General features: G+C 70.8%; 19 protein-coding genes. 7 read left to right on the top strand and 12 right to left on the bottom strand.

Annotation, left to right across the window (positions count from 1 at the left end; all coding sequences use genetic code 11):
• Positions 1-97 precede the first annotated feature (97 nt).
• Together phnF and ACV7NL_RS16800 are read left to right on the top strand one after the other, a co-directional pair.
• A complete protein-coding gene (phnF, locus tag ACV7NL_RS16805; RefSeq protein ID WP_056185285.1) occupies positions 98-844 on the top strand; it encodes a phosphonate metabolism transcriptional regulator PhnF in 747 nt (248 codons plus the stop codon).
• Positions 845-1,250: 406 nt separating this feature from the next.
• Complete coding sequence (locus tag ACV7NL_RS16800) at positions 1,251-2,324, top strand: lipase family protein (RefSeq protein WP_463356284.1); 1,074 nt, start codon at positions 1,251-1,253, stop codon at positions 2,322-2,324.
• On the opposite strand, the gene ACV7NL_RS16795 is transcribed toward ACV7NL_RS16800, so the two are convergent.
• Positions 2,264-2,707, bottom strand: coding sequence for a PACE efflux transporter (locus ACV7NL_RS16795; protein WP_056185288.1), 444 nt, complete (start codon positions 2,705-2,707; stop codon positions 2,264-2,266). The genes ACV7NL_RS16800 and ACV7NL_RS16795 overlap by 61 nt on opposite strands.
• 89 nt (positions 2,708-2,796) lie before the next feature.
• Between ACV7NL_RS16795 and ACV7NL_RS16790 the strand changes: the two genes are divergently transcribed.
• Positions 2,797-3,705: a LysR family transcriptional regulator gene (locus ACV7NL_RS16790; protein ID WP_056185292.1), complete on the top strand. Its 909-nt coding sequence runs from the start codon at positions 2,797-2,799 to the stop codon at positions 3,703-3,705.
• Between the two features lie 42 nt (positions 3,706-3,747).
• Here ACV7NL_RS16790 and phnE (ACV7NL_RS16785) read toward each other — a convergent pair whose 3' ends face one another.
• The 6 genes from phnE (ACV7NL_RS16785) to ACV7NL_RS16760 all read right to left on the bottom strand — a co-directional run bounded on the left by phnE (ACV7NL_RS16785) (position 3,748) and on the right by ACV7NL_RS16760 (position 8,665).
• A complete protein-coding gene (phnE, locus tag ACV7NL_RS16785; protein ID WP_463356283.1) occupies positions 3,748-4,599 on the bottom strand; it encodes a phosphonate ABC transporter, permease protein PhnE in 852 nt (283 codons plus the stop codon).
• Positions 4,596-5,474, bottom strand: coding sequence for a phosphonate ABC transporter, permease protein PhnE (gene phnE / locus ACV7NL_RS16780; RefSeq protein ID WP_463356282.1), 879 nt, complete (start codon positions 5,472-5,474; stop codon positions 4,596-4,598). The genes phnE (ACV7NL_RS16785) and phnE (ACV7NL_RS16780) overlap by 4 nt, the downstream gene beginning before the upstream one ends.
• 32 nt (positions 5,475-5,506) lie before the next feature.
• Positions 5,507-6,433, bottom strand: coding sequence for a phosphonate ABC transporter substrate-binding protein (gene phnD, locus ACV7NL_RS16775; protein ID WP_463356281.1), 927 nt, complete (start codon positions 6,431-6,433; stop codon positions 5,507-5,509).
• A gap of 29 nt (positions 6,434-6,462) precedes the next feature.
• A complete protein-coding gene (gene phnC, locus ACV7NL_RS16770) occupies positions 6,463-7,263 on the bottom strand; it encodes a phosphonate ABC transporter ATP-binding protein (RefSeq protein WP_056486994.1) in 801 nt (266 codons plus the stop codon).
• Positions 7,264-7,352: 89 nt separating this feature from the next.
• Positions 7,353-7,985: a DapH/DapD/GlmU-related protein gene (locus ACV7NL_RS16765; RefSeq protein ID WP_463356280.1), complete on the bottom strand. Its 633-nt coding sequence runs from the start codon at positions 7,983-7,985 to the stop codon at positions 7,353-7,355.
• Between the two features lie 11 nt (positions 7,986-7,996).
• Positions 7,997-8,665, bottom strand: coding sequence for a DUF1045 domain-containing protein (locus ACV7NL_RS16760; RefSeq protein ID WP_463356279.1), 669 nt, complete (start codon positions 8,663-8,665; stop codon positions 7,997-7,999).
• A gap of 65 nt (positions 8,666-8,730) precedes the next feature.
• On the opposite strand from ACV7NL_RS16760, the gene ACV7NL_RS16755 reads away from it, so the two are divergent.
• Complete coding sequence (locus ACV7NL_RS16755) at positions 8,731-9,681, top strand: DUF3108 domain-containing protein (RefSeq protein WP_463356278.1); 951 nt, start codon at positions 8,731-8,733, stop codon at positions 9,679-9,681.
• Positions 9,682-9,798: 117 nt separating this feature from the next.
• Entirely contained in the window at positions 9,799-10,017 is a 219-nt protein-coding gene (locus tag ACV7NL_RS16750) for a YgaP family membrane protein (protein ID WP_056185312.1), read from the top strand.
• A 124-nt stretch (positions 10,018-10,141) separates the two neighbouring features.
• Here ACV7NL_RS16750 and ACV7NL_RS16745 read toward each other — a convergent pair whose 3' ends face one another.
• Complete coding sequence (locus tag ACV7NL_RS16745; protein WP_056185315.1) at positions 10,142-10,408, bottom strand: GlsB/YeaQ/YmgE family stress response membrane protein; 267 nt, start codon at positions 10,406-10,408, stop codon at positions 10,142-10,144.
• Positions 10,409-10,678: 270 nt separating this feature from the next.
• On the opposite strand from ACV7NL_RS16745, the gene ACV7NL_RS16740 reads away from it, so the two are divergent.
• Both ACV7NL_RS16740 and ACV7NL_RS16735 read left to right on the top strand, forming a co-directional pair.
• Entirely contained in the window at positions 10,679-11,053 is a 375-nt protein-coding gene (locus ACV7NL_RS16740) for a RidA family protein (RefSeq protein WP_056487008.1), read from the top strand.
• Positions 11,050-12,207 (top strand): polyamine ABC transporter substrate-binding protein, encoded by a 1,158-nt coding sequence (locus tag ACV7NL_RS16735; protein ID WP_463356277.1) that lies wholly within the window; start codon positions 11,050-11,052, stop codon positions 12,205-12,207. Before ACV7NL_RS16740 ends, ACV7NL_RS16735 begins: the two co-directional genes overlap by 4 nt.
• A 71-nt stretch (positions 12,208-12,278) precedes the next feature.
• On the opposite strand, the gene ACV7NL_RS16730 is transcribed toward ACV7NL_RS16735, so the two are convergent.
• From ACV7NL_RS16730 to serS, 4 genes are all read right to left on the bottom strand, one after another.
• Positions 12,279-13,694 (bottom strand): M23 family metallopeptidase, encoded by a 1,416-nt coding sequence (locus ACV7NL_RS16730; protein ID WP_463356276.1) that lies wholly within the window; start codon positions 13,692-13,694, stop codon positions 12,279-12,281.
• A 119-nt stretch (positions 13,695-13,813) separates the two neighbouring features.
• On the bottom strand, positions 13,814-14,470 hold the full coding sequence (locus ACV7NL_RS16725; RefSeq protein ID WP_463356275.1) for a protein-L-isoaspartate O-methyltransferase family protein: 657 nt from the start codon (positions 14,468-14,470) through the stop codon (positions 13,814-13,816).
• 33 nt (positions 14,471-14,503) lie between these two features.
• Complete coding sequence (gene surE / locus ACV7NL_RS16720) at positions 14,504-15,283, bottom strand: 5'/3'-nucleotidase SurE (RefSeq protein WP_056185331.1); 780 nt, start codon at positions 15,281-15,283, stop codon at positions 14,504-14,506.
• A complete protein-coding gene (serS, locus tag ACV7NL_RS16715) occupies positions 15,283-16,566 on the bottom strand; it encodes a serine--tRNA ligase (RefSeq protein WP_056487016.1) in 1,284 nt (427 codons plus the stop codon). Before serS ends, surE begins: the two co-directional genes overlap by 1 nt.
• Positions 16,567-16,731: the final 165 nt, after the last annotated feature.

Raw genomic sequence — 16,731 nt, 5'->3', positions numbered from 1 at the left:
CGATCGGTCTCCAAACCTGTCTATACGTCTAGACAAGCGGATGAGCGAACGCAAGGGCTTTCGAGGACGTCATGCGGGTAATTCGTGCGAGCCATCCATGAATGAGGTGCGCGACACCGGCGTGACGGCCCTCCAGCGGGGCGCCGGCCTGGCGGCCTGGCGGCAGATCGCCGACGCTCTGGCGGAGGAGATCCGAAGCGGGGTCTTCGCCGCCGGGGGGCAACTGCCCTCGGAATCGGCGCTCGCCGCGCGCTTCGGCGTGAACCGGCACACGGTGCGCCGGGCGCTGGGCGTGCTTGCCGAGGGCGGGCTGGTCCGCACCACGCAGGGCAGGGGCAGCTTCGTGGAGCAGGGGCCGATCCCCTATCCGATCGGCCCGCGCACCCGATTCTCGGAGATCGTCTCGCGCACCGGCCGCGAGGCCTGGGGCGACCTGATCGCCGCCGCGACCGTGCCGGCCGATGCGGGCTGGGCCGAGGCCCTGGCGATCGCCCCCGGCGTCCCGATCCTCGAACTGCGGACCGTGCACCGCGCCGACGGCGCGCCGATCTCGACGGCCCGCACCTGTCTGCCGCTGCCGCGCTTTGCCGGATTCGACGCGGCCTACGCCGCCAGCGGTTCGATCACCCGGGCGTATGCGGAGTTCGGGGTCGCCGATTACACCCGGCTCTCGACCCGGATCGGCGCCCGCCCCGCCGAGGCGGAGGAGGCGGCGCGCCTCGACATCGCCCCCGGCCGCACCCTCATCGCCCTGTCGAGCGTGAACGTGGACGGGGCGGGCCTTCGCATCCAGGCCACCCGCAGCCTGTTCGCCGCCGACCGGGTGGAACTGGTGGTGGAGTGATCGTCGCCTGCGTGGCGCCTACGATCGTCACGCCTCTCGACGCGACGCGGCCCTCCTCCGAGCGGATCTCGGGCCTTCCCGCGATCCGCCGGGTCACCCAACCACCCCCACTCCTGACCTCTCCCCACAAGGGGGAGAGCGACGCGTCGCGCTTCTTAAAACGTGGTCGAGCTTCCCAAAACGTGGATGTGTGAGTCCGCCCGGCGAGGAAGCGAGGTCTGGCTGGCACCCTCCGAGGCGATCAGCCGAATGTCGGATCGGACGGATTCGGGAGCTGGCGGTGGCCTGCGTCCCCGTATCCGCCGGCCCGATGCATCCCTGCCGGGGGGCTCGGCGTTCCGCTTGTCGCGCGCGACCGGCGCGCCGTCGTCGAGAGGAACCAAGCGGACCCATGGAGAGCGGACCCATGGAGAGCGGACCCGTGGAGAGCGGACCCGTGGAGAGCGGACCCGTGGAGCGCGACTGCGTCGTCATCGGCATCCACGGCCTGGCGAACAAGCCGCCCGCAGACGAGAAGACGCGCTGGTGGAAGGCGGCGGTCAGCGAGGGCCTCGCGCGCAACCAGGGCCTCGCCGAGCCTGCCTTCCGGTTCGAGTTCGTCTACTGGGCCGACCTCCGCTACGACGCGCCCCTGTCCGAGGACGGCAACCGCGAGCCGTACCGGCCCTATGACGGGACGGGGCCGCTGCCCGACGGGGACGCGGCGCCGGTGCTCACCGCCAACGCCGTGCTGGCGCCGATCTATGCCGGGATCGATGCGGTCGAGGAGGCGACCGGCCTCACCCTCGTGGACGACGTGATCCTGGAGCATCGCTTCGACGACCTCTGGCACTACCACGCCGAGCGGGACTTCGCCCGCCGGGTCCGGGCGCGGCTGAGCGAGCGCCTGAAGGCGTTCCGCAGCCATCGCATCCTGCTGGTGGCGCACTCGATGGGATCGGTCATCGCCTACGACGTCTTGCGGATGCTGGAGCGGGAAGACCCCGCCCTGCGCATCGACCACCTCGTCACGGCGGCCTCGCCCCTGGGTCTGGCGAAGGTGAAGCTCAAGTTCGAGGGCGAGCACGGCCCGCTCCGCGTGCCGAACAACGTCGCGGCCTGGACGAACCTGGCCGATGGCGAGGACGTGGTCGCCATCATGGGGTCCCTGGGTACGGACTACGCTGCCAGCGAACGCGGCGTCGGCGTCGCGGACCAGCGGGTCGTCAACGGCTATCGGCGCCCCGACGGGACGCCGAACCCGCACAAGTCCTACGGCTATCTCCGGACGCCCGAATTCTCGGGGATCGCCGCGCGTTTCGTCGCCGACCGACCGGAGGCCGTATTGCCTGCCGGGGAAGGGGAGGGCCCCGCAGCACAGAAGAGGCCGCCCGCGATGCAGGAGGACGCGGAGAGGAACGCGGGCATGACGGCCCTCGCTCAGACGGACGGCCCGGCCGCGACCTTGCCCCAGTTCGGCAGGGGGAAGGCCCGATCGTAGGCGAGATTGAAGACGAAGGCGTAGGCCACGTAGAAGGCCGCGATCGCCAGATCCATGAAGAAGGCCTCCATCAGGCCGATGCCGAGGTACCAGGCGATCGGCGGCAGCAGGATCATCAGCAGGCCCGCCTCGAACAGCACGGCATGCCCCACCCGCAGCAGGAGACTCTTGCGGGTGTGCCCGGTCAGCCGCTGCATCGCCCGGTCGAAGCCGAGATTGTAGACGTAGTTCCAGGCCGTCGCGATCAGGGCGCTGCCGATGCCGATCACCCCCATGTCGGAGGCGTGCAGGCCGAACAGCACGGTGCCGAGCGGGATCATCAGGGCCAGCCCGAACAGCTCGAACAGGAGGGCGTGGCGGATACGGTCACGGGTGCTGCGCATGAAGAGGTCTCGAAAAGCCGCGTTGGTTGCGGGTCTTCTATCTGCGATACCCGGTTCGACAAGTTAGTAGGTATCTGAGGATCAGATAGATGGCCGTCTCGCTCGATCAGCTCCAGGCTTTCGTGGCGGCGGCCGAGGCCGGGTCCTTCTCCGGCGCCGCCCGAATGCTGCAGAAGGCGCAGTCGGCCGTCAGCACCCAGGTGGCGAATCTTGAGGCCGATCTCGGGGTTACGCTGTTCAGCCGGGCGGGCCGCAACCCGGTGCTCACCCCGGCGGGGGAGCGGCTCCTGCTGGAGGCGCGGGTGGTGCTCGACCGGCGCGAGCACCTGATCGGCGTGGCCCGCAGCTTGGAGCAGCGGGTGGAAAACCGCCTCGTGGTGGCCATCGACGAGCTGTATCCGGAGCATGCCCTGGGCGCGCTCTTCGCCGACTTCGCCCGGCACTTTCCCTTCGTCGAACTCGAGCTGCTGTTCCCCCTGATGGAGGATGTCAGCCGCATGGTGCAGTCCGGCGCCGCCGATCTCGGGGTGATGTGGCGCCAGGAGGTGCTGCCCACGGAGCTTGGCTTCCAGACCATCGGCTGGGTGCCCCTCAAGCTCGTGTGCGGACGCGACCACCCGCTCGCCAAGGCGCGGGTGGAATGGGAGGAATTGAAGCGCCACCGCCAGATCCTGGTCGCCGCGCGCAGCGACGGGCCGGAGAAGCGCCGCCTGCGGGTGGCCGCCGAGGTGTGGTGGGTGGAGAGCCACTGGGTGATCCTGGAGCTGGTGAAGCACGGGATCGGCTGGGCCTTCGTCACCGACCACGTCATCGCCTCGTCGCTGACGGCGCCGTACCTCGTCACGCCGGACCTGCAGTTCGACGCGGGCGACTGGCCGATCGCCCTGGAACTGGTCTGGCACAAGCAGCGGCCCTGCGGCCCCGCCGCCGCCTGGCTGCGCGCGCGCTTCGCGGCCGAGCGGATCGGCCCCGTCTCGGGGGACGGCCTGCCGGGCTGACGGGGGAGGCCGGGGTCGGCGTTCGGCGTTCGGCGTTCGGCCTCAGCGCGCCGCGCCGCCGATCAGGGCCCGGCGCAGGCGTCCGGAGACGACGTCGATGATCGCCACGGTGACGAGGATCATCAGGATCAGGAAAGCGACCTGGCGCAGTTCGAGGACGCGGATCAGCTCGGTGAGGTACTGGCCGATGCCGCCCGCGCCGACGATGCCGATGATGGTGGCCGAGCGGGTGTTCGATTCGAAGAAGTACAGCACCTGGCTGCCGAGCACCGGCAGCACCGCGGGAATCAGGCCGAAGCGGATGCGGTGCAATTCGGCCCCGCCGGAGGCGGAGACGCCCTCGCCGGCCTTGCCGTCAACGGTCTCGACGGCTTCCGAGAACAGCTTGCCGAGCGCCCCCACATCCGCGCACGCGATGGCGAGCGCCCCCGCGAAGGGGCCGAGCCCGACCACGTTGATCCAGATCAGCGCCCAGATCAGCACGTCGACGGAGCGCACCACGTCGAGGCCGCGCCGGACGGTGACATGCACGAACGGGTTCGGCACGACGTTGCGGGCGGCCAGGAATGCGATCGGAAAGGCCACGAGGGCCGCCGTCAGCGTGCCGATGAAGGCGATGCCGAGGGTCTCGGCCAAAGCCTGCAGGAAGGTCCAGGCCCGTCCGCCGGCCTCCGGCGGCAGCATCAGCAGGCTGAATTCGCCGAGGCGGCCGAGGCCGGCGAGCAGGCGGGCGGCGGAGAAATCGAGGCGCACCAGCGCGTAGCCCGACAGCGCCGCGAGGGCGGCGAGCGCCAGGCCCGCGACGAGGCGGCCGCGCCAGGCCGGGCGGAAGCTCTCCGGAAAGCGCTGCCGCAGGGCGGCGATCTCGGCCGGGCTCAGGTCGGGACCGGTCATCGCAGGCTTCCAAGGAGATGGTGGCGCAGGCGCTCGGTGCCGAGGTCGATCGCCATCACGGTGAGGATGATCAGGACCAGGATCGCGCTGACGTCGGCGTAGTAGAAGTTGCGGATCGCCACGAGCAGTTCCTGCCCGATGCCGCCGGCCCCGACGAAGCCCATGACGCCGGCGCCCCGCACGTTGATCTCGAAGCGCAGCAGCCCGTACGAGACGAAGTTCGACAGCACCTGCGGCAGCACGGCGAAGCGCAGGGTCTCGATCCGCCCGGCCCCGGCCGCGGTCAGGCTCTCCACCGGCTTCAGGTCGATGTTCTCGACGACCTCCGAGAACAGCTTGCCCAGCGCCCCCGTGCTGTGGATCGCCAGCGCCAGCACGCCCACCATCGGCCCGAGGCCGAAGGCGATGACGAACAGGAGCGCGAACACGATCTCCGGCACCGTGCGGCAGAATTCGAGCCCGCGCCGCACCAGGAAGCAGGTCATCCGGCTTCCCGTGACGTTGGCGGCGGCGGAGAAGCACAGGCAGAACCCGGCGATCGCCCCCAACAGGGTTCCGAGATAGGCCATCAGCAGGGTCTCGCCCAGAAGCGCCAGCCATTTCGGCCAGCCCCAGTACCATTCGGCGAGATCGCCCCGCAGGTTCCCCAGGGTCAGGTGGGGCAGGATCTGGACGATGTAGTCGGTGAACCGGCCGATATGGGCCGCGAGCACGAGCGGGCGCACCTCGGCCGCCTGGGCGGCGAGGGCGGTGAGGACCGCGAGCACGGCGAGGCCGGCCCAGATCCGGCGCCGGGTCGCCGCGACGGCGCCGTCATAGGCCCCCGCCAGAAGGGCGGCTCGGTCCGGGGGCAGGGGCGTGATCCGCTCAGGCATCGGCCGTCACCGGCGGCTCACACGGGGTGCGCTCACGATTTGCGGCGCTGGTTGTCGTTGAACTTCAGCATCTCGATGACCGGCTGGTAGTCCTTCAGGGTCACGGGCGTGAGGCCCTGGTCCTTGCCGTCCGAGAGCCGGTCGAAGGCCGCCTTGTCGGCCGTGGGCAGGGCCACCAGGGCATCGCGGATCGTCGTCTTCAAGGCGTCCGGCAGGCTCGACAGCATGGCGAAGGGGCCCTCGGGCAGGAAGTCGGACTTGAACACCACGCGGAAATCGGCCTGGCTCATCGGCGTGCCGTCGGGCTTCTTCAGCATGCCCTTGGCGGCCATGCGGGTGACCATGGTGTCGGTGTCGGTGTTGTAGAGGTTGGCGGCGGCGTCCACCGTGCCCTGCACCAGGGCGAGAACCGCGTTCTCGTGGCTGCCGGCATAGACGGTCTTGCCGAAGAAGGTGTCGACCGGGTAGCCGGCCTTGCTCAGGAAGAAGCGCGGCGCCTGGTTCCCGGAGGTGGAATTGGGGTCCACCAGCGCAAGGTTCTTGCCCTTCAGGTCCTCGATCGTCCTGTAGGGGCTGTCGGCGCGCACGTAGATCACCGAGTAGTAGCCCGAGGCGCCGGTGTTGTGGCGCTGGTTGACGATCGGCTCGACCTTGACGCCGGTCATCACCGCGCGGGCGAAGGAGGCGGGGCCGTAGAAGGCGAGCTGGGCGTTGCCGGCGCGCTGGCTCTCGATCACGGCGGCGTAGTCGTTGGCGATGCGCAGCTTGACCGGCACGCCGAGAGCCTTCGACAGATAGGCGGTCATCGGCGCGTAGCGATCGGTGGTGCCCGACGCGTTCTCGGCGGGGATCACCGCCAGGGTCAGTTCCGGATAGGCCACCTTCCAGTCCTGCGCGGCGGCGGGAGCGGCGAGGAGGGCGAGCGCGAGGGCTCCGGCGAGGGATCGACGGGTCAGCATGGCAATCTTCCGGATGGTTGACTTCAGGATCAGGCGACGAGGGCGGCGGGGTAGGGCGCGCGGCGGGCGGGCGCGGGCGCGTCCATGACCTCGCCCGCCTCCAGCCCGTAGAGCTGGCGGGCGACGTCCTCGGTCAGGTCGGCGGGGGCGCCGTCGAACACGAGACGGCCATCGGCGAGGCCGACGAGGCGGTCGCAATAGGTGCGGGCGAGATCGAGGGAATGCAGGTTGCACAGCACGGTGATGCCGTGGCGCTGGTTGGCCTCGGCGAGGGCGTCCATGACGATGCGGGTGTTGCGCGGGTCGAGGGAGGCCACGGGCTCGTCGGCCAGGATCAGGTCGGGGGCCTGCATCATCGCCCGCGCGATGGCGACGCGCTGCTGCTGGCCGCCGGAGAGCTGGTCGGCCCGGTGGCCGGCGAAGTCGCCCATGCCGAAGGCGTCGAGGGCGGCCAGCGCCAGGGCGCGCTCACGCTCGGACCAGAGCTTGAGCAGCGAGCGGTGCCGGGGCACCTCGGAAAGCCGGCCCATCAGGACGTTGCTGAGCACGTCGAGGCGGCCGACGAGGTGAAACTGCTGGAAGATCATGGCGCAGCGGGTGCGCCAGCGCCGCAGGTCGCGGCCCTTGAGGCCGGTGACGTCGAGGCCGTCGAACAGGATGCGGCCGCCGGTCGGCTCCGCCAGGCGGTTGATCATCCGCAGCAGGGTCGACTTGCCGGCCCCGGAGCGCCCGATCACACCGACGAAGCGGCCCCGGGGAATGGCGAGCGAGACGCCGTCCACGGCGCGGCGGTCGCCGTAGCGGCGCGTCAGATCTTCGAGGATCAGCATGCGGGTATCCGGCTATTCACGATGAACGCCGGTAAACCCGTCCCGCGCGACAGGTTCATGACAGTTGTTCGGCTAAACGAAAGACGGAGTCAGGTGTCTTCGCCTTCGTAGCGCTCGAGGAAAGCTTCGATACCAAGGGACCGGAAGTCCGGCAGGGCACGGCCCAGGCGCGCGTGGTCCCAGTCCCACCAGGCCAAAGCTTGCAGACGCTCGGCGATCGCTTCCGGAAAGCGGCGGCGCACGACGCGGCCCGGATTGCCGACCACGATGGTGTAGGGTGCGACATCCCGGGTCAGGATCGTGCCCGCGCCCACCACCGCCCCGGTGCCGACGGTGCGCCCGGCCAGGATCACGGCCCCGTGGCCGATCCAGACATCGTGGCCGATGGTGACCGGCAGGGCGCGGCGCCGGGCGAAGAAGGCCGGTTCGTCCTGCGCTTCCCCCGGCCAGTAGGCGCTGGCCCGATAGGTGAAGTGGGATTGCGAGGCCCGCTCCATCGGGTGGTTGCCGGGGTTGATCCGCACGTGCGAGGCGATCGAGCAGAACCTGCCGACGGAGGCATAGTTCGCCTGCCCGTCCTCGGCGATGTAGGAATAATCGTCGAGATGCGTCTCGCTGAGGCGGGTGCGCGCGCCGACCTCGGTGTAGCGGCCGAGGCGGCAATCCCAGAGCTGAGCCGTGGGGTGGACGGCCGGTTCGAGGCCGAGGCGGTCGGAGACCATCGGGTGTTCCTTCAGGGGCGGAAGGGGAGGCGGCGCAACAGGCGGAACGGCGCGGCGCCGGCCTGTCCGACCACGCTGACCCCATCGATCACGAGGTCCGGAAGACCGGCGGCGGCCTCGGCCAGAACGGGCAGGGCGGCCGCCCGCGCCTCCGGATTCAGCCGCTCCGTCAGCGTCATGTGGAAGCGGAAGGCCTCGAACACGTGCGGGTAGCCCCAGCGCTCCAGCAGCGCCCGGCCGCGCGGGTCGAGGCGTTCGGGACGGCGGCGGGCCCGCTCGGCGTCGGTCAGGGGCGCGCGCAGGGGATCAAGGGCGGCGACGCACTCGGCGGCGAGAAGGCTGAGGGCGGGGGGCGCTGCTGCCGGCACCAGGGCGAGGAAATCGCCGAGGGCGGCCACCCGCAGGGGACCGGCGGGCAGGGGCGCCCGGTGCGCCGCCAGTGCCTCGGCGGCCGCGAAGACATCGGCTTCGGTCATGCCCGGACGGAGCCGCATCGGCGCCTTCAGGGTGGCGTGGAAGCCGTAGACGCGCGGCGCGGCGGTGTGGGCGGCGACGAGATCCGCGAGCGCCCCGGGCACGGGCACGGAACCTAGCCCTGGACCGGGACCGAGGATCGCGTCCCCGAAAGCGGCCAGAGCCGAGCCCGGAGCGGGCGTGAAGTAGAGAGCGTATCGGTCCAACGAGGGGTGTCCCGGACGGCGCGAGAGGTGCCGAAGCGCGCATACTACCTGGGCCGGACGTTGATATGACAATCGTTGCGCCGCCCTTGGCGCGCTGGGGCATGACGCCGGTGTCCGGTCGCAGGCACAGATACGCCCCGGTCCTGGCGGGGCTGGCGCTCGGCGCCGGCGCGACCTGCGCGCAGGCCGCGGGCGATGCGCCCACGCGCCGCTTCAGCGTCGTCTATGGGTTGAGCGTCCTCAACCTGCAGGCCGGCGAAGCCACCCTGGTCGTCGAGCGGGCCGGAGACCGCTACGCCCTCGAACTCGACGCGGCTCTGCACGGGCTCGCGGGCGTCTTCTTCGACGGTGCCGGCAGGGCCGTGGTCGCCGGATCGACGACCCGCACCGGCGCGGTGACCGCCACCTTCCGGGTCGACAGCCGCTACGGCGGCAAGCCGGTCGCGGTCGCGCTGGATCTCGCCGGCGGCCGCGTGCGCAGCGCCAGCGTCGAGCCGCCTCCGGCCCCGCGCACGGACCGCGTCCCGGTGGCGCCGGAGGACCGGGTCGGCGTGGTCGATCCCCTGACCATGCTGACGATTCCACTCGGCCCTGCTCCCCTGGAGCCAGGCCTGTGCGACCGGCGTATCGCCGTCTTCGACGGGGCGACGCGTGCCGACCTGGTGCTGTCCCGCGGCACTCTCGTGGCGGTGACCGAGGGCGCTTACCAGGGACCCGCCCTCGCGTGCCGGGTGCGCTGGGTGCCGATCTCCGGGCACCGCTCGGGCGGCAGCAATGTCCGGCGCATGGCCGACAACGACGAGATCCAGGTGCGCTTCGCGCCGATCCTCGACGGGACGCTGCTGCTGCCGGTGTCGATCACGGTCGCCACCGGCTGGGGCACGGTGCACATCGAGGCGACGCGCTGGGGCGGCCCGCCGCCGGCCTCGGCCGATGCGCCCGCCGAAGCGCAGGCGCAGGGTGGGGCGCAGGCCGGCCGGCCCGGCGTCACGGTGCGGCTGCCGAACGCCCGCTAGGAACGCGGCCGGAACCCGGGCCTGCGCGACGTCGTCGTGCCGCGCCGCACGCCCCACGGTGGAACGGCGCTCCCTCCGCCGCGTTCGCCCCGCGACGCAGCACAGGAGACGCCTGACATGGCCAATGCGATGATCCACGACATCTTCAGCGGCACCCCGAACCTGACCACCACGGAACGCGCCGTCTCGGTGGTCCTCGGCCTCGGCATCGCGGCCGCCGCCGCGCAGCCGCGCCCGAACAAGTGGCTCAGCCTTGCGGCCCTCGTGGTCGGCGCCGGCCTCGCCATCCGGGGCGCTACCGGCCACTGCGCCGTCAAGGCCGTGACGGAGGCCTGAGAACGACCGGGCGCAGAGGCCGGCCTCTGCGCCCTCTCGACCGGACAGAAATCCCGTCGGACACGAAAAAGGGGCGCCTCGGTGAGGCGCCCCTTCTCGTTCGACCTTTCGGATCCGGGTGGGATCAGAGCGTGGTGGTCGAGCGACGGCCCTGAATGAAGCCGTAGATCGCCAGGACCACGATGGCACCGACGACGGCGCCGATGAGGCCCGCGCCCTGGTTGGGCCCGTACCAGCCGAGCGCCTGGCCCAGGAAGGTGGCGACGAAGGCGCCGACGATGCCGAGGATCGTGGTCAGGATGAAGCCGCCCGGCTCATTGCTGCCCGGCATGATGAACTTGGCGATAACACCGGCCAGGAAACCGATGATGATGGTCCAGATGATACCCATGAGCTGATCCTCGAACTTTTTGGCCGAACCCTCTGGGTCGGACTTCCCTGGCCGTGACGGCTGGCTGTGTCGCCTTGGCCTCTGCCTGGGGTGAGAACGCCGCACCCGTGGGATGAGTTGCGCTGCGGCACGCGACTTTGTCGTGTTGCGTCCAAGGGATCGCGCGCCGGGCCTCTTTACGCTCGGGCACCCGGCGCGGCACAACGCTGGGCCGGACGTCCCGGCGCCACGGGGCGCCGGTCCGGCATGTGAAAGGCACGTATTCCCGCCATGACGATCCAGGCCACGCCGATCCAGCGCTTCGAATCCGGTCCCCGCATGAGCCAGGCCGTCACCTACGGCGACATGGTGTTCCTCGCCGGCCAGGTCGCCGGGACCGTGGTGGGCGCCGGCGTCACCGCGCAGACCCAGGAGATCCTGGGCGAGATTGACCGCCTGCTGGCGGCCGCCGGCACCGACAAGAGCCGCATCCTCACCACCACGATCTATCTGGCCGACATCGCCACCTTCGCGGAGATGAACGCCGCCTGGGATGCCTGGGTGCCCCAGGACAACCCGCCCGCCCGCGCCACCGTGGAGGCCAAGCTCGCCGCCCCCGAATACCTGGTCGAGATCGTGGTGGTCGCCGCGAAAGGACAGGCATGATCCGAGCCGGCACCCGCCGCGCGCTCCTCTCCGGGGGGATTTCCGCCGCAGGGCTGATCGCCGGGGCGCTCGCCGCCCTGGCGCTCGGCCTGCCCGGGGCCCGCGCCGAGACGGCCGCGCCGAAGGGCGAGCGCGTCGTCAACATCTACAACTGGTCGGACTACATCGACCCGAAGGTGCTGGAGGCCTTCACCCGGGAGACCGGCATCAAGGTCGTCTACGACACCTACGACAACAACGAGATCCTCGAGACCAAGCTGCTGGCCGGGCGCTCGGGCTACGACGTGGTGGCGCCCTCCGGGCCGTTCCTGCAGCGGCTGATCCGGGCGGGCGTGTTCCAGCCCCTCGACAAGGCGAAGATCCCCAACCTCGTCCATGCCTGGCCCGAGATCGCCGCGCGGCTCGCCACCTACGACCCCGGCAACACCTACGCGGTCGACTACATGTGGGGCACCACCGGCCTCGGCGTGAACCTCGCCCTGGTGCGCGAGCGCCTGGGGGCGAACCAGCCCCTCAACACCTGGAGCCTCGTCCTCAATCCGGGCCTGATGGCCAAGCTCAAGGATTGCGGCGTGATGCTGCTCGATTCGCCCGAGGACCTGATCCCGAGCCTGCTGCCGTTCTACGGTCTCAAGCCGGATTCCAAGCGCTGGGACGACATCTCCCAGGTCACCGACGCGCTGTTCAAGGTGCGGGGCTCGGTGCGCAAGTTCCACTCGTCGGAATACATTAACGGGCTGGCCAACGGCGACCTCTGCCTCGCGGTCGGCTATTCCGGCGACATGATGCAGGCCCGCAAGCGCGCCGAGGAAGCCAAGAACGGCGTCGAGATCGGCTACTTTATTCCGCGCGAGGGCGCGCCGATGTGGTTCGACGCCTTCGCGATCCCGAAGGACGCGCCCCATCCGGCCGAGGCCCACAGCTTCCTCGACTACATGATGCGACCCGAGGTGGCGGCGGCCAACACCAACTTCGTCTCCTATGCCAGCGGCAACGGCGCGGCCAAGACATTCGTCAAGCCCGAGATCCTGGCCAATACCGGCATCTACCCGGACGAGGCGACGATGCAGCGCCTGTCCACCAACACCGCCTGGGACGACCGCACCCAGCGCTTCGTCACCCGGAGCTGGACCCGGGTGCGCACCGGGCGCTGAGGCCCGGCTGAAACGCGAAACGGCGGCCCCGCGGGGCCGCCGTTCTCCTGTCCGAACCGGGATGGCGACGTTCAGTTGCTGGCGAGGTGCGGCATCGGGTCGACCGGGGTCGCGCCCTTGCGGATCTCGAAGTGGAGCTGGGGCGAGGTCACGTTGCCGGAGGCACCGGACTTGGCGATGGTCTGGCCGCGCTTCACTTTCTCGCCCGGACGCACGTCGAGCTCGCCGTTATGGGCGTAGGCCGAGACGTAGCCGTTGGAGTGCCGCACCAGGACGAGCTTGCCGTAGCCCTTCACGTCGGAGCCCGCATACGCCACGGTGCCGTCCTCGGCCGCCTTCACCGCCGTGCCCTCGGGCACCGAGATGTTGATGCCCTCGTTGCCGGAGGTGCCGTAGCCGGAGATCACCCGGCCCTTGGCGGGCCAGCGGAACGACTGCTCGGGAGCGGCGACCGACCCGGTGCTGGCCGGCTCGGCCTTGGGCTGCTCCACTGCGGCGACCTTCACCGGCGCCTTCGTGGCTTCCTTGTCCTTGGCAGCGGTCTCGGCGGCCTTCGCCTCGGCGACCTTGCGGGCCGCGTCCTTGGCGGCTTCCGCCTTGGCGAGCTTGGCTTCGGCGAGCTTGGCCTCGGCCTCGGCGGCCTTCGCCTTCTTGGACGCCTCCTTGGCGGCCTCCTTGGCGGCGTCGGCCTTGGCCGTATCGGCCTTCACTTCGGCCTTGGCCTCCTTGATCTCGATCTTGCGGACCAGCTTGTCGTCGGCCTTGGCGACCTGTCCGGGTCGGACATGGCCCTTGCGGGCCTCGGCCAGCTTGGCAGCCTCGGCGGCCTTGTCCGCGGTCCGGCGCGCCTCGGCGAGCTTGGCGGCGCCCGCGGCCTTCTCGGCGGTCTTCTCCGCACTCTTGCGGGCCTCGCCGGCCTTGGCGGCTTCCACGAGCCTGCGGGCCTCGGTGAGCTTGGCGGCCTCGGCCTCGCGCTTGGCCTCGGCGGCTTCGGCTTCGCGGCGGGCTTCGGCGGCGCGCTTCTCGGCGGCGCGGTCGATCATCTTCGGGGCCGGGGCGGCCGGGGCGGCGCGGGTGCTCATCCGGGCCGCATCGGGGTTCATGCCCGACACCGCCGACGCCGTCATGCCGCCGCCGGAACTCATGCCCCCCGAAACCGGCTCGGTGGAGGCGAGGCGGGTGGTCTGGGAGCGGGCCGCGGCCGGAGCCGCCGCCATCGGGCGGGGCGACATGCCCGCGCCCGGAGCCCCGAGGGCCTGGGACTGGATGCGGCTGGTCCGCACCACCGGTGCCGGGGCGATCTCGCCCTCCGGCAGGCTGCCCGTCGCGGCGGGCTCGCTCGACAGGTTCGAGGCGAAGGGGTTGCCGAAAGGATCGCCCAAACGGGACGCATCCGAAGAACAGGCGGCCGCACCGCCTCCAATCACACCGATGAGAGCGAAACGCGACAGCGTCCTCAATCCCCGACCAGTCCCGCGAACCCGCATCGACGCACCTGTTTGCCTGACGCAACTTGATGACGTCATTCAAACCGGATTCAGGTTAAGCAACCGTTCCGATTCACCACGTTTGCGCGATGATCGGACCGGCGCGGAAACCTTTCGGCCTACAGGACGCAGGCGCGGCCGGGGGTGAGCGGGGCGAGCCGCAGGGCCGCGCCGGGGCGATTTTCGAGGCTGCCGTCCGCCATCCGGGTCCAGGTGACGAGGCCGGCCGCCTCCGGCCGCCCGACCGGGGCGACGAGGCGTCCGCCGGGTGCGAGCAGGCCGGCGAAGTGGTCGGGAATCGCCGGGACGGTTCCGTTGAGCAGGATGCGGTCGAAAGGCTCCGCCCCCCGCAGGGTCGCCGGATGCAGGCCGTCCCCGAGGATGATGTCGGCGAGCACCCGGTCCTCCGGCACCAGGTTGTCGCGGGCGTCGTCCGCCAGGGTGGCGTAGCGCTCGAGGCTGCGGACATGGGCGGCGCCCAGCCGCAGCAGCAGGGCGGTGACGTAGCCCGAGCCGGTGCCGATCTCGAGGATCCGGGCGCCCGGGCGCAGGGCCAGCGCCTTCAGCATCGCCGCCACCGTGGTCGGCGCCGTCATGGTCTGGCCGCAGGGCAGCGGAAGGGCGAGGTCGCGCCGGGCGAGGTCGCGGTGATGGGCGGGGGCGAAGCGCTCGCGCGGCACCCGCTCCATCGCCCGCAGGGTGTCGGTGTCGCGCACGCCACGGCCGCGCAGGGCCATGACGAAGGCCGCATCTTCGATCGAGCCCTCGTGCATCATGGCTGGCTCTCGACCGGTTCCGCGCCCGTCGCCCTACGCGGCGAAGCCCTGCGCCGAGAACCCTTGCGCGAAGCGCGTCAGGCTCGGCTCATCGGTGAGGTCGAGGCGCAGCGGCGTGACCGAGATGCGCTTCTCGGCGATGGCCTTGAGGTCGGTGCCGTGGCCGGGCTGGAAGGTGGCCTTGGCGAAGGCGAGCCAGAAATAGGGATTGCCGCGCCCGTCCTGGCGGGCATCGATCTGGAGCAGGGCCTGGTTGCGGAACCCCTGCGCGGTCACGGCCGTGCCTACGACCTCCTCCGGCTCGCAATCCGGGAAGTTCACGTTGACGACGATGCCGGGCTCGATCCCGATGTCGAGGATCTTGCGGACGACCCCGGGGCCGTGCTCGGCCGCGCAGTGCCACTTGATGGCGCCGCGCCCGCCGGCCCCGTAGGCCTGGCTCAGCGCGATGGAGCGCACGTTGAGGATCGTCCCCTCCATCGCCGCCGCGATGGTGCCCGAATAGGTCACGTCCTCGGCGACGTTCTGGCCGCGGTTGACGCCCGAGAGCACGAGGTCCGGCCCGTGGTCCTTGAGGATGTGGCGCACGCCCATGATCACGCAGTCGGACGGCGTACCCTTCACGGCGAAGCGCTTCTCGGCGACCTGGCGCAGGCGCAGGGGGTCGTTCAGCGACAGCGAGTGCGACACGCCGGACTGGTCGGTCTCGGGCGCGACCACCCAGACGTCGTCCGAGATGGCGCGGGCGATCCCCTCCAGGGTCTCGAGCCCCGGCGCGTGAATGCCGTCATCGTTGGTGACGAGAATGCGCATCAGCTCTTGAACCCCTCGATCCGGTCGATCCCGCCCATATAGGCCTTCAGCACCGACGGCACCGTGACGCTGCCATCCGGGTTCTGGTAGTTTTCCATGACGGCGATGAGCGCCCGGCCGACCGCGACGCCGGACCCGTTGAGGGTATGGACGAACTGGACCGCCTTGCCGTCCCGGGCACGGACGCGCGCGTTCATCCGTCGCGCCTGGAAGTCGCCGCAGACCGAGCAGGACGAGATCTCCCGGAAGGTCTCCTGGCCCGGCATCCAGACCTCGATGTCGTAGGTCTTCTGGGAGGCGAAGCCCATGTCGCCGGTGCAGAGGGTCATGATCCGGTAGGGCAGGTCGAGCTTCTTCAGCACCGCCTCGGCCGAGCCGAGCATGCGTTCGTGCTCCGCGGCCGACTGCTCCGGATTGGTGATCGAAACCAGCTCGACCTTGTTGAACTGGTGCTGGCGCAGCATGCCGCGGGTGTCGCGCCCCGCCGACCCGGCCTCGGCCCGGAAGCACGGGGTCAGGGCGGTGAAGCGCAGGGGAAGCTCCTCCTCGTGCAGAATGCTTTCGCGGACGAGGTTGGTGAGGGGGACTTCCGCCGTGGGGATGAGCCAGTGCTCGCCCGCCTGGAACTGGTCGTCCCGGAACTTCGGCAACTGCGCCGTGCCGAACATCGCCTCGTCGCGCACCAGGATCGGCGGCGCCACCTCGGTGTAGCCGTGCTCGCCCGTGTGCAGGTCGAGCATGAACTGCCCCAGCGCCCGCTCCAGGCGGGCGAGCTGGCCTTTCAGCACCACGAAGCGGGCGCCGGACATCCGCGCGGCGGCCTCGAAATCCATCAGGCCGGAGGCTTCGCCGAGTTCGAAATGCTGCTTTCCGGTGGCAAGCTGCGGCCGGTGGGCCGTGAAGCGGCGGTACTCGACGTTGCCGTGCTCGTCGGCGCCCTCGGGCACCTCCGGGTTCGGGCGATTCGGGATCGCGGCGAGGCGGTCGTCGAGCGTCCTGGCGGCCTCCGCTTGGGCCGTCTCCAGGGCCGGTGCCGCGTCCTTCAGGCGGGCGACCTCGGCCATGAGGTCCTGCGCCCGGGCCTCGTCCCGGGCCTTCTTGGCGCCGCCGATCTCCTTGGCCAGGGCGTTGCGGCGCTCCTGGTTGGCCTGCGCGGCCGAGATCGCGGATTTGCGCTGGTCGTCCAGGTCGATGAGTTCGACGGCGAGCGGCGCCAGCCCGCGCCGGCGCAGGGCGTCATCGAAGGCGTCCGGGTTCTCGCGGATGGCGCGGATGTCGTGCATGGGCTCGGCTCGTACGATGCGAGCCCGACGCTTAGCCGCATCGGCCCCGGCCCGACAAGGTCGGGTGGGCCATGCCGGCCCCGCTCATGGGACCGAATCTCAGACGAACGGCGTCGTCTTTCCGGGACTGCGAAGCAGGGCCCGGAAAGACGACGCGGGCGGCAA

This window comes from Methylobacterium sp. Ger2507 (assembly GCF_055231875.1).
The sequence above is the reverse complement of the archived record's forward strand: the minus strand, read 5'-3'. Positions and strand labels throughout refer to the sequence as shown.

Coding starts and splice junctions, on each gene's coding strand:
- phnF (WP_056185285.1), top strand. CDS start 98: ATGAATGAGGTGCGCGACACCGGCGTGACGGCCCTCCAGCGGGGCGCC.
- ACV7NL_RS16800 (WP_463356284.1), top strand. CDS start 1,251: ATGGAGAGCGGACCCGTGGAGAGCGGACCCGTGGAGAGCGGACCCGTG.
- ACV7NL_RS16795 (WP_056185288.1), bottom strand. CDS start 2,707: ATGCGCAGCACCCGTGACCGTATCCGCCACGCCCTCCTGTTCGAGCTG.
- ACV7NL_RS16790 (WP_056185292.1), top strand. CDS start 2,797: ATGGCCGTCTCGCTCGATCAGCTCCAGGCTTTCGTGGCGGCGGCCGAG.
- phnE (WP_463356283.1), bottom strand. CDS start 4,599: ATGACCGGTCCCGACCTGAGCCCGGCCGAGATCGCCGCCCTGCGGCAG.
- phnE (WP_463356282.1), bottom strand. CDS start 5,474: ATGCCTGAGCGGATCACGCCCCTGCCCCCGGACCGAGCCGCCCTTCTG.
- phnD (WP_463356281.1), bottom strand. CDS start 6,433: ATGCTGACCCGTCGATCCCTCGCCGGAGCCCTCGCGCTCGCCCTCCTC.
- phnC (WP_056486994.1), bottom strand. CDS start 7,263: ATGCTGATCCTCGAAGATCTGACGCGCCGCTACGGCGACCGCCGCGCC.
- ACV7NL_RS16765 (WP_463356280.1), bottom strand. CDS start 7,985: ATGGTCTCCGACCGCCTCGGCCTCGAACCGGCCGTCCACCCCACGGCT.
- ACV7NL_RS16755 (WP_463356278.1), top strand. CDS start 8,731: ATGACAATCGTTGCGCCGCCCTTGGCGCGCTGGGGCATGACGCCGGTG.
- ACV7NL_RS16750 (WP_056185312.1), top strand. CDS start 9,799: ATGGCCAATGCGATGATCCACGACATCTTCAGCGGCACCCCGAACCTG.
- ACV7NL_RS16745 (WP_056185315.1), bottom strand. CDS start 10,408: ATGGGTATCATCTGGACCATCATCATCGGTTTCCTGGCCGGTGTTATC.
- ACV7NL_RS16740 (WP_056487008.1), top strand. CDS start 10,679: ATGACGATCCAGGCCACGCCGATCCAGCGCTTCGAATCCGGTCCCCGC.
- ACV7NL_RS16735 (WP_463356277.1), top strand. CDS start 11,050: ATGATCCGAGCCGGCACCCGCCGCGCGCTCCTCTCCGGGGGGATTTCC.
- ACV7NL_RS16730 (WP_463356276.1), bottom strand. CDS start 13,694: ATGCGGGTTCGCGGGACTGGTCGGGGATTGAGGACGCTGTCGCGTTTC.
- ACV7NL_RS16725 (WP_463356275.1), bottom strand. CDS start 14,470: ATGATGCACGAGGGCTCGATCGAAGATGCGGCCTTCGTCATGGCCCTG.
- surE (WP_056185331.1), bottom strand. CDS start 15,283: ATGCGCATTCTCGTCACCAACGATGACGGCATTCACGCGCCGGGGCTC.
- serS (WP_056487016.1), bottom strand. CDS start 16,566: ATGCACGACATCCGCGCCATCCGCGAGAACCCGGACGCCTTCGATGAC.